Source organism: Tumebacillus permanentifrigoris (assembly GCF_003148565.1).
In the GTDB taxonomy this organism is placed as follows: domain Bacteria; phylum Bacillota; class Bacilli; order Tumebacillales; family Tumebacillaceae; genus Tumebacillus; species Tumebacillus permanentifrigoris.
Map to the genome: position 1 here is coordinate 23479 of NZ_QGGL01000027.1, position 11206 is coordinate 34684.

The window sequence follows — 11206 nt, forward strand, 5'->3', positions numbered from 1 at the left end:
TCACAAATATACCTCTCTATTAGAGCGATCAAATGAGGGGTTTGTCAACCCAATGGCAAGAATTAGTTTTGTTCAAGAAGCGGCTTGTCCACCGGGAGCAGTTCTTTGCCCAGGTACATGCGAATCGCATTTTCCATCTCCGTCATGTTGATCAAGGTGTTGCGGCACGGGCCTTCGGGACGCTTGTTGGCGATCGCAATCACGGGAACCGCCGCTTTCACATCTTGGACCCCCGCCATCAAATCGCGTTCACAAGCCACGGCGATCACGCCCTTGGGCTTTTTCTCCGTGAGCAGTTGACGCGCCATCTGCCCACCTGCACAGATATGGAAATCAACGTCGTACTTGCTGGTCACCATCTTGATCTCATCGCGAGTCTGTTTGTCGAGGCAACGCGGCAACAGGATCAACAATTCATCGCGCTCGATCATCGCTTGGTTGACGGTGGTCAGGCGGTTGCCGACTTGCAGTACGGAGTTGGCGATGCGGTCTTTGGAGAGGCCGAAGATCTTGCCCGCTTTGATCGTCCACGGGATGATGCCGGATAGTGCGATGTGACGACCTTTCATGAACGGAACAAAATTTTTGCCGGTCGCAACGGTCAGGACGACCAGAGCAAACATCAGGTTGACTGCCGAGAGCACGCCCCACACGCTCATCAAGACCGTGCGATTCAGCCAGACGGGCAACTCGTTCAAGCGCGGCTCGATCAGGAACATGGCGGTCCAGACCAGAGCGGTCAGCGCTACCAGTACGGTGGTCGCAAACGTGAGGAAGTACCACGGGCTGGTTTCCAGATCGCCACGGTTTTCCTCGACTTCACCTGCCCACCCATCCCATGTGTCTCCGAGCTTGCGCGGCGGGATCGTGACCTCAGGGCTTGCTTCGACAGACGTTTCTACGTTCGACATGTGTATTTCCCTCCTACGTGCGATTCCTGTCCGTTATACCCCGTAGTCTGCCCGTTCCCGTTGTCGGATATTACATCGCGTTCCAATTCACCCCGTGTGGGGCTGGACGCATATCCTGTAGGGAAAGTGTCTCTGGTGAAGGAGAGAGGGCCATGCATGTGTATATCGTCCAACCGGGCGACACGCTGTCCGGGGTCTCGACACGCTACCGGTTGACCCCTGAACGCCTCGCTGCGGCCAACGATCTCCCGCCCGCCCCGTACTTGTTGCCCGGCCATCCGCTTTGCATTCCGTCCGAGTTGCCAGTCGTTGGCACGGACGGTTTTCTCACGATCGAGGTGCGGCGAGGTGAGACGCTCCGCTCCATCAGCGAGCGCTTGAAGGTGCCGCTGACGTGGCTCGCCTGCTGCAATCACTTGTATACAGACCACGTGCAAGCGGGCGACCTCCTGCTGGTCCCCCGTTCGACCCACCGAGCTGTTGAGCAAAAGCGACTCCTCCCGCTCACCGCGATGGAGCCGCTGCACGATCTGCCTCCGCTTGCGTACCGCCTGCGTGAAGGCTTGCGCGTCGATGCGGCCGGACATCTGCACTTCCCGCCGTCGCCACAGGAACCTGCGGATCAGGTGCTGCTCGTCTGCTCGCTCGATGGGGCGGCGAACATCTTGGGAGACGTCGCCAAGGCGATTCTGCGCAGCGATGTTGCGCAGGAACAGTTGCTGGGCGAGATGGCGTCACAGGTGCGCATGCAAGGTGGTGTTGGGGTGGTGTTCAAGTGGCAAGGCGTGCGCCCGGAAGTCGAGCGTGCGTATCTGCATCTGATCCGCGAGGCGGGGCGGCGCTTGCGACCGATGGGCTTGGTGGTCGGGTTGCACCTGCCCTCCGATTCGGGGCTGCTGCGCCGCACCGTCCCGCTGGGAGATGCCGTGGCACAGATCGACTCTGTTTTTTATGAACCGATGAGGACGCAGCCGCTCGACGGCGAGGACTTTTTTCGCAAAGCGCCTGCTCCCTTGCTCGGACTCGACGACCTGCGTGTGGCCTTGGAGCGCGTCGAAGGATTGTTGCCGCCAGACAAGACGTGGGTTACGCTCCGCCCTGCGGCCGCCGTCGTCCAGCGCCGACGTGTGCTCCAGCACCTAGCGCCCCATCAAGCGTTGCACTATGCCTACCAACATGGCTTCCCGATTGCCCGCGACGGCGACAGCGAGCTGGCTTGGTTTCGCTGCAGCGGCGGAGAGGAGGGTTGCTCGGTGTGGCAGGAGGACCTGTGGAGCATGCTTCGCAAGCTCGAGTTGGTGGAATCGCTCAAACTGCAAGGTCTCGCCCTCTGGGAATCTGGCGCGTATCTGCCTGAACTCTGGACGTACATTCGCGAGGAATACGAGACCCAGGACTAACAAACAAGCAGAACGCCCGACCCACTGCGATCGGATTTCAAAAAAAGGCTTCGTCCTGACAGCAGGACGAAGCCTTTTTGCTATGCTTACAAGCCCAGAGCTTGCTCGATCTTCGGCTGGAGCTTCTCGAAGCCTTTGTCGCCAGCCGTGCGGAAGAACAGCTTGCCTTCCGCATTGAACAGGTAAAATGCCGGGACGTACTCATTTTGGTACGCCTCTGCGATTTTCTGTTCGTTGTCGACCGCCAACGGGTGGCTGATGCCATACTTCTCGATGTCCGCCTTGATTCGCTCCAGATCGGAGTCCGCTTCATAGCGCGGCTGGTGCACTCCAATCAGTTCCAAGCCTTGTTCCTTGTACTGATCGCGGTACTTGATCAGCTCCGGCATCGTCTCATGGCAGATGTGGCACGAGACCGCCCAGAAATGAACCAGCACCGTCTTGCCTGTGAGATCGGCGGGGAGTTGGTCCTGCGCAAACCATTCGGTTGCGCCGACAATCTCCGGTCGCTCGGTACCTAAGCGCATCGGCATGGGCGTGTTCCTCCTCCGTTTACGAGGCGATTAGAGGGTCTTTTCGCCTTTTTTCCAGTTCGCCGGGCAGAGACCGCCGGTTTGAACTGCTTCCAGAACGCGCAGAACTTCGTCTACGTTACGGCCAACGTTCAAGGAGTTGATGGTCGCGTGTTGAACAACGCCTTCCGGGTCGATGATGAACAGGCCGCGCAGTGCGATGCCTTCGTCTTCGAGCAGGACGCCGTAGTCACGGGACACGGTCAAGGTGTTGTCAGCTGCCAGCGGGTAGTTGATGCCGCCGAGGCCGCCAGCATCGCGCGGGGTGTTGATCCATGCTTTGTGGGAATGCACGGAATCGGTGGAGACGCCGAGGATTTCTGCGTCGAGGTTTGCGAACTCTTCTGCAGCATCAGACAGGGCGATGATTTCGGTCGGGCAGACGAAGGTGAAGTCCAACGGGTAGAAGAACAGCACCAGGTATTTGCCTTTGTAGCTGTCAAGAGTGACGCGCTCAGCGAGGGTTTCTTGGTTTTTGGTGGTGAGCATGTTGAAATCCGGAGCTTTTTTACCTACGAGACGAGACATTGTATTACCTCCTCAGATATGTATCCTACATGAATATTGTAGCCACACCTTCCCATTTACGCAAGTTATCTGTTGAGAAAGTATCGCAGCTGGCTCTGACGCTGGATGTCTGGTCCCGGCGGTTATTTTTACCCGGTGTTGACGCACACTAGGCTTTGTCAAAGGAGGTCTGTACAGATGAAGCTGTTGGTAAAGATGCTCGTCGTGTTCAGCACGCTCTATGCCGTCGGCGCGCTGATGCGCCGCAACCGCGTCGGTTGGCCATTTGCATTTGTCGGCACGGCGGTCGTGTCGTTGCTAGGCACCGCCGGTGACCGGATGCTCATGCCCAAGATGACCCGGCTCACCGCCGTGCTGACCGATCTGCTGTTGATCGCGGGGTCCCTGTTCAGCGCGCGCAAGATGGTGCCGGGCGACCGCTCGACAGCGATCAGCCTGCCCTACATAGGAATTGTCACGGCGGTGCTGGGCGCATTTGAAAGTCTGTACCACGAGTGGGTGTTTCCGCGCAAGAAGTACCAAGAACAAGTGGTGGAGGAAAAGGGAGTGTGGGTGCATTGACCGTCAGTCCGCGCGTAGTTTGTTATGTAAATACTTGCACGCACTTTGTAGCGGGCAATCTCTGTGGGGCGCGCAACATCGACATCATGCATGAGAACGAAACACAGATGTCGCAAATGGTAGACCAGACGATGTGCAAGTCGTTCCATGAGAGCAATGGCGTCACCTCGTACTTGGGCTCGATGGACAACACGAACTGGGTCGGTTCGGCGTTGGAGATGACCTTGCCCGGCCATCACCTCGACCCGTCGGTCAGTTGCACCGTCGCTTCCTGCAACTACTGGAGAGAAGGCCGTGTCTGTGTCGCGAATGCCATCGAGGTCACCGGTGTACAAGCCAACGAGTGCCAAGACACCAACTGCAAGACGTTTGAACCGCGCAAGGAGGCGTAACTGATGAACTATGACTTTGAGAAGTTGGATTACAAGCTGACGATCAAGGAGATCGACCGCGAAACCCGGTATGGAAAACTGGAGCTCGCCGGTATGTCTGGACTTGGTCTTGATAAAGTTGAGCATTTGATGACCTGCGGCGAATTGCCAGCTGACGGTGAGAAGCGCGTGCGTGGCGAAGACTTTTTGAATTGGGTTGACCGCAGTGGCGTACCTGTCGCGAAACAATCGTAAGGGTAGAAAAAACGCTGGCATCCAGATGGATGCCAGCGTTTTTCGTTACATGCCGATCGACAGGTCGCCCGCGTCAACCAGATGGTCGAACGCGATCAGCGAGCCGTCCTCTTCAACTTGAAACATCTTGACGTTGTTCTCGCCGGTGATGCTGAATTCGACGAAACACCCCCAACAATAAAATTGCTGGGTACCGATCTTGCCGATGTCGCGGCAGTTACAATGGGGACAACGCGTCATGAATGGAACTTCCTCCTTCGTCTGTCGGCGGGTCACAAGGCCTCGGTAAGTTCGGTGTCGTCGGGGACGATCAGCGTGTGCGTGCCCATCATGATCTCCGGATGGGCAGGCAATACTTTTCGCCCTTGTCTCAGGTCCATGAGAAATCCTTCCGAGATCTCGTACCCTACAATTGTGTGCATTTCTTCGTCCATGTAAACGTCTTCCACCGATCCGAGCAAGGTTCCGCTTTGTGTCAGAACATCCTTGCCAATAAAATGAATGTCCCCTTCGATCAGACTCCGGATCAGACCCACTTCATCACGATATTCTTCAATCGATGCGCGGTCTGGTGTCGTGATCGCATCTTCACCGACCGCGTGCAAGGAAGAGCGGCTGAGGATGCGTGCTGTTGACAGCAACCCTCCACGTTCCAACAGGAAGCTGTGAAACGTGCCTTCTGGGGTGAACAGGACATCGCGCACTTCGCCGACATGCTCGCCTTGCTCCAAATCGACCACCGGCAAACCTACCAAGTCTCTGGCTTTTCTCATGCGCACGCTGTTCTCCCCCTCTCCCCTACCGTTGCAGGCGTTTCACGACTTCGACGGTCTTGCGCGCCGCTTCTGTGACTTCATCGACCGTATTGTACCCCGAAAAGCTAAAACGTATCGCTGACAGCACACGTTCCAGCGGCAACCCCATCGCAGTCAACACATGCGAAGGTTGCAACGCGCCCGCTGTACAGGCAGATCCACTGGAGGCTGCGATACCTTGCATGTCGAGGTTCATGAGCAGGCGTTCAGCAGCTACGTTCGTAAACGACACGTTCAAGATGGAAGGCAGGCCATCACCAGAGAGACTCTCCCCGACTTCCAGCGAATTGAGAACGTAGAGCGCAGGGTCGAGCTCAGTTGCAAATCGAGTCAGCATCGCGTCACGCAGTTCACAGATCTGTGTGAACTTGGCTTCTCGCTCCGCGACGGCGTGACGGACGGCCTCGCCCATGCCGACGATGCCGGGGAGGTTTTCGGTGCCCGCGCGACGTTTGCGCTCCTGTTGACCACCGTGAAGATACGGAGTCCACTTGAGGTTGTGGTGGACATACAGGGCTCCGACCCCTTTGGGGCCGTGGACTTTGTGAGCGGAGATCGACAGCAGATCGACATTCAGCTCTGCCACGTTCAGTTCCAATAGACCGAGGGCTTGTACGGCGTCGGTATGCATCACGATCCCACGCTCCCGCACCAACGCGCCAATTTCGGCTATCGGTTGGATTGCACCGGTTTCGTTGTTCACCAACATCACGGAGACGACCTGCGTGTCAGGACGCAGCGCTTTTTCAATCGCGTCCACCGTCACGATCCCCCGCTCATCCGGGTCCACATAGGTCACGTCAAACCCCAATTGCTCCAAAAACTCACAGGTATTCAACACAGCATGATGTTCCATCGAGGTTGTCACGATGTGCTTGCCCTGCTCCTGACGCGCCAACGCCGCACCGATGACCGCTGCGTTGTCCGCTTCTGTTCCGCCGCTGGTGAACACGATTTCGTTGGTCGTCGCCTGCAAGGCACGGGCGACCTGCTCACGAGCACGCTCGATGGCTGCCTTCGCCTCGCGCCCAGCTTGGTGGACACTTGATGGATTGCCGTAGATGTTGTCGAGATAGGGCTCCATCGCCGCACGAACGTTCGCAGCAACAGCGGTGGTCGCCGCGTTGTCGAGATAGATGATCGGTCTCATGTCGTGACCACTCCTTGCGTTGTATGTACAAAAGGGCATGTGGAAGTACGCCACATACCCGAAAGTAGGGTCTAGATGTAGAACATGTAATCGGTGCCGCTGTTGCGCTTCTTCTCAACCAAGTCTTGCAAGTTCGTGCCATCCAACACTTGGTTGATCGAATTGCGGACATTCTCCCACAGCTCAGCCAATTCTTCCTCCGGCTCGTCCACGATGGTGATCGGGCCTTCGAGCACACGGATGATGTCACCCACGGTGATCTCCTGCGGTGCCTTCGCCAGCACATAGCCGCCGTAGGCCCCTCGGATACTGCGGACAAGTCCTGCGTTGCGAAGCGGTGCAATCAATTGCTCCAGATAATGTTCGGAGAGCTTTTGCCGTTCCGCGACCGACTTCAACGACACAGGTCCCTCCCCAAAAAACATGCCCAAATCGATCATCAACGTGACCCCATAACGGCCCTTAGTGGATAGTTTCATGATCCCATTCTCTCCTCTGTACAAACGGATGAAAAACGCGGGTCGCCCATTTCAATCCCCATTCGGTCGGATGCCCGATCGTCAGGGAGAATAGGATGGTTCCAACCGAGAACGGTCCGCCGAGCAAGATCCCGCCGATGATGGCCGAGAGCTCGATCAACGTCCGCACCCAGCGGATCGCCAACCCCGTTTTCTGGTGAATCGACAGCATGAGCCAATCGCGTGGCCCCGCGCCGAGATCCGACGCGATGTAGATGCCAATGCCAAAGCCCATGACCACGATCGCCACTACAAATTGGAGCGCACCCCAGTACCAATGCTCCTGCGACGGAATCAGCGGACTGAGCCAGTCGCAATAAAATCCTACCATCACGATGTTGATCAAACACCCGATCGGCGGCCACCACTTTCGCCCCATCCAGCACGCGAATATCAACACGACCATTCCGACCGATTGCGAAGCTTGTCCGAATGAAAGCGATGTGTGCAGGGTGAGACCGATGTGCAGCACATCCCACGGTGAGGCCCCGATATGTGCCTGAAAGGTACCGACGATCGCAGCCGACATAATCGCTAAGCCGACGTTCATGATCAACAACTTGCGCAGGAAAAATTGCCAGTACGGTTCTAGTTTCTTGGTGGAATTCGTCAGGGACACCAGATGCTGTTCCCTAGTATGGATCTCCGTCTGCATGGCTATCCTCCGTTTCGCTCGCCACGCCAGTGACGCAGGCGTTCCGACAAGACCTGTTCATAGCCATTGCGTGTTGGCTGGTACAACGTCAATTCCCGCAACTCATCTGGCAAGTACTGCTGTTCGACAAAATTCCCTGGGAAATCATGCGGGTAGAGGTAGCCTTGTCCATGTCCGAGTTTCGCAGCCCCTTTGTAATGCGCATCGCGCAGGTGCGGCGGCACATCGACAGAGCCACCCTCACGGATGATCTGCAAGGCCCTGTTGATCCCCACATAGGAGGCATTGGACTTCGGCGCGGTCGCAAGGTACGTCACCGCCTGCGCGAGAATCAACCGTCCCTCCGGCAGGCCGATCACCTCGACCGCCTGAAAGGCAGCGAGGGCGATCTGCAAGGCCCGCGGGTCGGCGTTGCCGATGTCCTCCGACGCAGAGATGATCAAGCGGCGTCCGATGAACTTCGGGTCTTCGCCTGCGTCGATCATCTTCGCCAACCAATACAGCCCGGCATCCGGGTCAGAGCCGCGAATCGACTTGATCAGTGCTGACGTGGTGTCGTAGTGCTGGTCGGAGTTTTTGTCATATCGCACGATGCGGCGCTGGATAGACTCCGCCGCAACCTCCAAGGTGACCTGAATCGTCCCCTCTGCATCTGGGGGTGTGGACAGCACCGATAACTCCAGCGCATTGTAGAGACGGCGGGCATCTCCTTCTGCATAGCGTGCGAGGTGCTGCAACGCGTCATCTGCTGCGTGGACGTTGTAATCGCCGAGGCCGCGTCCGGGAACGGACAAGGCCTTTTTTGCCATGCGGATCAGGTCTTCCTCGGTGTGTTTGTTTAATTGAAAGATCTGCGAGCGGGACAACAGGGCCGCGTTGACTTCAAAAAACGGATTCTCCGTCGTCGCTCCGATCAGGATGATCAGACCCTCCTCGACATGCGGCAACAACGCGTCCTGTTGCGACTTGTTGAAGCGATGAATCTCGTCGACGAACAGCACAGTGCGCTGTTGGTACATGGAGAGCGCATCCTTGGCATCGTCGACGACTTTGCGAATGTCGGCGACACCTGCAGTCACGGCGTTCAAGGTGCGAAACGTGCGCTTGGTCGAGCCAGCAATCACGCGGGCAATCGTCGTCTTGCCCGTGCCTGGCGGTCCGTAGAGGATCAGCGAGGTCAGGCGGTCGGTCTCGATGGCGCGGCGCAACAGCTTGCCGGGACCGACGATCTGCTCCTGCCCGATCAATTCATCGAGCGATTGCGGACGCATGCGTGCTGCTAAGGGGGCGTTGCGTTGCTGTTCCGCTTCCGCTTGCATTCCAAACAGGTCCACGTTACTGTGCTCCTCGAACGACCTTGTGGAGGGTCGCCAGCGCGGTGTCGATGTCCGCACGGGTGACATCGAGGTGCGTGACGAAGCGCACGAGGCCAGGGCCGAAGCCGCCGCAGAGGATGCCTGCTTGTTTTAATGCCTCGATCAGTTGTAGATCGCTGATCCCCAAACCACGCACGTCAACGATCACGATGTTGGTGTCGACGTTGTCCGGATTGATCTCCATGCCTTTGATCTGTGCCAACCCTTCCGCGAGGTGCTTGGCATTGGCATGGTCCTCGGCGAGACGTTCAACATTCTGGGTCAGCGCAAGCAACGCCGGAGCTGCGATGACGCCGACTTGACGGGTTCCACCGCCCATGCGCTTGCGCCAGATGCGCGCACGCTCGATCGTCTCACGGTCTCCGGCGAGAATCGAGCCGATCGGCGCGCCGAGGCCCTTAGAGAAGCAGACTTGCACGGTGTCGACATACTGGGTGAAGTCGCTCGCCTTGCCGCCGCTGGCGACCACCGTGTTGAACAGCCGCGCACCATCGAGATGGACAGCGACGCTGTGCTCGCGTGCGATCTCATAGATTGCGCGCATATTTTCAGCCGGGACGACCGCCCCGCCTGCTTTGTTGTGCGTATTTTCCACGCAGATCATCGAGGTGCGCGGTTGGTGGATGTCGACAGGTCTGATCGCCTGACGAACATCCTCTGGGTTCATCGCGCCGCGCACCCCCTTGATTGTGCGGGTTTGCACACCCGCGAAGGCGGAATGGGTAGCGGCTTCATAGAGGAAGATGTGCGACTGTTCCTCGAGCAGGATCTCCTCACCGCTGCGAGCTTGTACCAACACAGCGATCTGATTGCCCATCGTGCCAGAGGTGACGAACAGACTCGCTTCCTTGCCCAAGATCTCAGCCGCTGTCTCTTCCAAACGGTGTACCGTGGGGTCTTCCCCATAAACATCATCGCCAACTTCGGCGTTATACATGGATTGGCGCATAGCTTCAGAAGGTTTGGTGACTGTATCGCTACGCAAGTCGATGCTCATCTCTGCAGTCCTCATTTCCGATAAAATCACTCGTCATTAGAACTTTATTATAGACCAACGCATAAAAAAAGGCGATGGAAATCTCCATCGCCTTTTGACTACGAGCTTACAGAACGGTGAGGATCTGCGGGCCATCTGCGGTGATCGCGATGGTGTGCTCATACTGGCAAGACAAGCTGCCGTCGACAGTGCGCGCGGTCCACCCGTCCTGATCCACTTTGCTGTGGTACTTGCCGGAGTTGATCATCGGCTCGATCGTGAACACCATGCCTTCACGGATGCGCGGGCCGCGACCTGCCGGACCAAAGTGCGGAACTTCCGGGCCTTCGTGCATCGCACGACCGATGCCGTGGCCGATGAAGTCGCGAACGACGGAGAAGCCTTCTTGCTCAACATAGACTTGGATGGCGTTGGAGCAATCGCCAATCCGGTTGCCAGAGACCGCTTTTTCGATGCCTTTGAACAACGATTCGTGGGTGACCTCCATCAGACGTTTCGCTTCCGGGGAGATCTCACCAACTGCGTAGCTCCAAGCGGAGTCCGCGTTCATACCATCGAGGGTCGCCACCATGTCGATCGTGACGATGTCGCCTTCCTTCAACACATACTTGCTGGGAAAACCATGGCAGATCACGTCGTTGACAGACGCACAGGTTGCGAAGGGATAGCCGTGATAGCCGATCTGCGCCGGGATGGCGTTCTTGGAGCGCATGTAGGAGTCAGCAAATTCGTTGATTTCCATCGTGGTGATGCCGGGACGGATCATCGTGGCGAGCTGCGCGTGGATCTCCGCGATGATGCGGCCTGCTTCGCGCATCACGGCGATCTCAGCGGCGGTTTTAATTTCGATCAATGCAGTACACTTCCTCTTCATTCAGATTTCTATTAGATACTATAGCATATGCAGTTAAGGGGTGACAAAAAAAGCGATCTGGCCGAGTGATCTGACCCCTGTCAAGTGGACAGAAAAAGAAAGCCTAAAAATCAATAGGCACTAAGCGGCCATAGTCCGGTATCGTACCGGGCTATGGTTTTTTAGTCTGCTTTGGAATCGTTTATGGTTATAGAACTTCACGTAGCGTTTTACTGCTACTTCG

General features: G+C 57.1%; 16 protein-coding genes. 4 read left to right on the top strand and 12 right to left on the bottom strand.

Annotation, left to right across the window (positions count from 1 at the left end):
* Positions 1 to 62: 62 nt before the first annotated feature.
* On the bottom strand, positions 63 to 911 hold the full coding sequence (locus tag C7459_RS21365; protein ID WP_109691304.1) for a DUF116 domain-containing protein: 849 nt from the start codon (positions 909 to 911) through the stop codon (positions 63 to 65).
* Between the two features lie 152 nt (positions 912 to 1063).
* Between C7459_RS21365 and C7459_RS21370 the strand changes: the two genes are divergently transcribed.
* Complete coding sequence (locus tag C7459_RS21370) at positions 1064 to 2311, top strand: LysM peptidoglycan-binding domain-containing protein (protein WP_109691305.1); 1248 nt, start codon at positions 1064 to 1066, stop codon at positions 2309 to 2311.
* Between the two features lie 86 nt (positions 2312 to 2397).
* Here the strand turns inward: C7459_RS21370 and C7459_RS21375 are convergent, their stop codons facing one another.
* Both C7459_RS21375 and C7459_RS21380 read right to left on the bottom strand, forming a co-directional pair.
* Positions 2398 to 2844, bottom strand: coding sequence for a redoxin domain-containing protein (locus tag C7459_RS21375; protein WP_109691306.1), 447 nt, complete (start codon positions 2842 to 2844; stop codon positions 2398 to 2400).
* Positions 2845 to 2874: 30 nt separating this feature from the next.
* Entirely contained in the window at positions 2875 to 3411 is a 537-nt protein-coding gene (locus C7459_RS21380) for a peroxiredoxin (protein WP_109691307.1), read from the bottom strand.
* Positions 3412 to 3588: 177 nt separating this feature from the next.
* Here C7459_RS21380 and C7459_RS21385 point away from each other — a divergent pair, with 177 nt between their 5' ends.
* Genes C7459_RS21385 through C7459_RS21395 form a run of 3 tightly spaced genes read left to right on the top strand, consistent with a single transcriptional unit; the run spans position 3589 to position 4598 of the window.
* Positions 3589 to 3972, top strand: coding sequence for a DUF2512 family protein (locus C7459_RS21385; protein ID WP_170119604.1), 384 nt, complete (start codon positions 3589 to 3591; stop codon positions 3970 to 3972).
* Entirely contained in the window at positions 3960 to 4364 is a 405-nt protein-coding gene (locus C7459_RS21390) for a DUF1540 domain-containing protein (protein ID WP_245884683.1), read from the top strand. The genes C7459_RS21385 and C7459_RS21390 overlap by 13 nt, the downstream gene beginning before the upstream one ends.
* Positions 4365 to 4367: 3 nt before the next feature.
* Complete coding sequence (locus C7459_RS21395) at positions 4368 to 4598, top strand: hypothetical protein (RefSeq protein ID WP_109691309.1); 231 nt, start codon at positions 4368 to 4370, stop codon at positions 4596 to 4598.
* A 45-nt stretch (positions 4599 to 4643) separates the two neighbouring features.
* On the opposite strand, the gene C7459_RS21400 is transcribed toward C7459_RS21395, so the two are convergent.
* The 9 genes from C7459_RS21400 to C7459_RS24215 form a co-directional block, all read right to left on the bottom strand.
* The gene (locus C7459_RS21400; RefSeq protein WP_109691310.1) at positions 4644 to 4838 is read right to left on the bottom strand and encodes a hypothetical protein; all 195 of its coding nucleotides are present in this window, start codon (positions 4836 to 4838) and stop codon (positions 4644 to 4646) included.
* A 32-nt stretch (positions 4839 to 4870) separates the two neighbouring features.
* The gene (locus C7459_RS21405; protein ID WP_245884686.1) at positions 4871 to 5371 is read right to left on the bottom strand and encodes a PRC-barrel domain-containing protein; all 501 of its coding nucleotides are present in this window, start codon (positions 5369 to 5371) and stop codon (positions 4871 to 4873) included.
* Positions 5372 to 5396: 25 nt separating this feature from the next.
* The gene (locus C7459_RS21410; protein WP_109691312.1) at positions 5397 to 6563 is read right to left on the bottom strand and encodes a cysteine desulfurase family protein; all 1167 of its coding nucleotides are present in this window, start codon (positions 6561 to 6563) and stop codon (positions 5397 to 5399) included.
* Positions 6564 to 6634: 71 nt separating this feature from the next.
* Positions 6635 to 7042, bottom strand: coding sequence for a cysteine metabolism transcriptional regulator CymR (cymR, locus tag C7459_RS21415; protein ID WP_109691313.1), 408 nt, complete (start codon positions 7040 to 7042; stop codon positions 6635 to 6637).
* Complete coding sequence (locus C7459_RS21420) at positions 7026 to 7736, bottom strand: YczE/YyaS/YitT family protein (RefSeq protein ID WP_109691314.1); 711 nt, start codon at positions 7734 to 7736, stop codon at positions 7026 to 7028. The genes cymR and C7459_RS21420 overlap by 17 nt, the downstream gene beginning before the upstream one ends.
* Positions 7737 to 7738: 2 nt before the next feature.
* The gene (locus C7459_RS21425; protein ID WP_425450736.1) at positions 7739 to 9070 is read right to left on the bottom strand and encodes a replication-associated recombination protein A; all 1332 of its coding nucleotides are present in this window, start codon (positions 9068 to 9070) and stop codon (positions 7739 to 7741) included.
* A 1-nt stretch (position 9071) separates the two neighbouring features.
* Positions 9072 to 10109 (bottom strand): low-specificity L-threonine aldolase, encoded by a 1038-nt coding sequence (ltaE, locus tag C7459_RS21430; RefSeq protein WP_245884685.1) that lies wholly within the window; start codon positions 10107 to 10109, stop codon positions 9072 to 9074.
* Positions 10110 to 10215: 106 nt separating this feature from the next.
* Entirely contained in the window at positions 10216 to 10962 is a 747-nt protein-coding gene (gene map, locus C7459_RS21435) for a type I methionyl aminopeptidase (protein ID WP_109691316.1), read from the bottom strand.
* A 141-nt stretch (positions 10963 to 11103) separates the two neighbouring features.
* The coding region (locus tag C7459_RS24215; RefSeq protein ID WP_146200992.1) for an IS3 family transposase at positions 11104 to 11206 on the bottom strand (103 nt) is incomplete at its 5' end.

Coding starts and splice junctions, on each gene's coding strand:
- C7459_RS21365 (WP_109691304.1), bottom strand. CDS start 911: ATGTCGAACGTAGAAACGTCTGTCGAAGCAAGCCCTGAGGTCACGATC.
- C7459_RS21370 (WP_109691305.1), top strand. CDS start 1,064: ATGCATGTGTATATCGTCCAACCGGGCGACACGCTGTCCGGGGTCTCG.
- C7459_RS21375 (WP_109691306.1), bottom strand. CDS start 2,844: ATGCCGATGCGCTTAGGTACCGAGCGACCGGAGATTGTCGGCGCAACC.
- C7459_RS21380 (WP_109691307.1), bottom strand. CDS start 3,411: ATGTCTCGTCTCGTAGGTAAAAAAGCTCCGGATTTCAACATGCTCACC.
- C7459_RS21385 (WP_170119604.1), top strand. CDS start 3,589: ATGAAGCTGTTGGTAAAGATGCTCGTCGTGTTCAGCACGCTCTATGCC.
- C7459_RS21395 (WP_109691309.1), top strand. CDS start 4,368: ATGAACTATGACTTTGAGAAGTTGGATTACAAGCTGACGATCAAGGAG.
- C7459_RS21400 (WP_109691310.1), bottom strand. CDS start 4,838: ATGACGCGTTGTCCCCATTGTAACTGCCGCGACATCGGCAAGATCGGT.
- C7459_RS21405 (WP_245884686.1), bottom strand. CDS start 5,371: ATGAGAAAAGCCAGAGACTTGGTAGGTTTGCCGGTGGTCGATTTGGAG.
- C7459_RS21410 (WP_109691312.1), bottom strand. CDS start 6,563: ATGAGACCGATCATCTATCTCGACAACGCGGCGACCACCGCTGTTGCT.
- cymR (WP_109691313.1), bottom strand. CDS start 7,042: ATGAAACTATCCACTAAGGGCCGTTATGGGGTCACGTTGATGATCGAT.
- C7459_RS21420 (WP_109691314.1), bottom strand. CDS start 7,736: ATGCAGACGGAGATCCATACTAGGGAACAGCATCTGGTGTCCCTGACG.
- ltaE (WP_245884685.1), bottom strand. CDS start 10,109: ATGAGCATCGACTTGCGTAGCGATACAGTCACCAAACCTTCTGAAGCT.